Origin of the sequence: Pseudacidovorax sp. RU35E, assembly GCF_900156165.1 — a bacterium.
GTDB lineage: Bacteria > Pseudomonadota > Gammaproteobacteria > Burkholderiales > Burkholderiaceae_C > Xenophilus.
This window is the reverse complement of the sequence record NZ_FTMY01000026.1, coordinates 1-1254: the sequence shown is the minus strand read 5'-3', so window position 1 is coordinate 1254 and position 1254 is coordinate 1. Positions and strand designations below refer to the sequence as shown.

Below are 1254 nucleotides of genomic sequence, written 5' to 3'. Positions count from 1 at the left end.
TGACCTGCTCCCCGTGATCCTTACCATGGCACTAGAGAAAATCCGCGCAACCGAGAGGAAGCGCGATGCGCAAGAGCAGATTCACAGACGAGCAAGTCATCGGGTTCATCAAGCAGGCTGACGCCGGCATGAGCGTGGCGGACCTGTGCCGCCGAGAGGGGTTCAGCTCGGCCACGTTCTACAAGTGGCGGGCCAAGTTCGGCGGCATGGAGGCTAGCGATGCCAAGCGGCTGCGCGATCTGGAAGCCGAGAACAACCGGCTCAAGAAGCTGCTGGCCGAGGCGGTGCTGGACAACGAGGCGCTGAAGGTGGCCTTCGGCGTAAAGCGCTGAGCCCACCGGCGAAGCGACGCGCGGTGGGCACGATGCTGGAAGCGACCTCGATCAGTGAACGGCGCGCCTGCGCCTTGGTGGGACTGTCGCGCGATAGTTGGCGGCATCCGCCCCAGCGTGCGCAGCACGACCGGGCGATGAGCCAGCGCATCGTCGAGTTGGCGCACGAGCGGCGGCGTTTCGGCTACCGGCGCATCGGCGATCTGCTACGGGCCGCAGGCACCAAGATCAACGACAAGCGCGTGTACCGGCTCTACAAGCTGGCCGACCTGTCGGTGCGCACGCGCCGCGGCAAGCAGCGCCTGAAGCTCGAACGCGTGCCGCTGCATGAGTGCCAGAGCGTCAACGAGGTGTGGAGCATGGACTTCGTCAGCGACAGCTTGGCCAGCGGGCGGCGCATCAAATGCCTGACCGTCACCGACGACTTCAGCCACGAGTGCGTGGACATCGCGGTGGACCACGGCATCGGCGGCCAGTACGTTGTGCGCGTGCTCGACCAGGTGGCGCGGTTCCGGGGCTACCCGCAGGCCGTCAGAACCGACCAGGGGCCGGAGTTCACGAGTCGGGCCTTTATGGCCTGGGCGCAGGCCAAGGGCGTGCGCCACATCCTTAACCAGCCGGGCAAGCCCACGCAGAACGCCTACATCGAGAGCTTCAACGGCAAGTTCCGCGACGAGTGCCTGAACGAGCATTGGTTCCAAGGCTTGAAGCAGGCGCGCGACGAGATTGCACGCTGGCGGACCGACTACAACGAGGTGCGCCCGCACAGCAGTTGCGGGCGGATGCCGCCTGCGAAGTTCGCGGCCCAGCATCGCAAAACAGCCGGCGGCGCCGTGCCGGCGCCGCAGCAAACCCAGGAGTAATCTCCTTCAACCCAGCGGATTCCTCAAATCGACTGGTACGGGTTCTGGGGGCAGGTCAG

1 protein-coding gene is annotated in these 1254 nt (G+C 65.7%); it reads left to right on the top strand.

Translation table 11 applies throughout. The features are described 5' to 3' along the window. Nucleotides 1-65: 65 nt before the first annotated feature. A protein-coding gene (locus tag BXA03_RS26260; protein ID WP_143476480.1) for an IS3 family transposase occupies nt 66-1195 on the top strand; the annotation gives its coding sequence in 2 pieces (ribosomal slippage) (nt 66-327 and nt 327-1195; 1131 coding nt in all). Nucleotides 1196-1254: the final 59 nt, after the last annotated feature.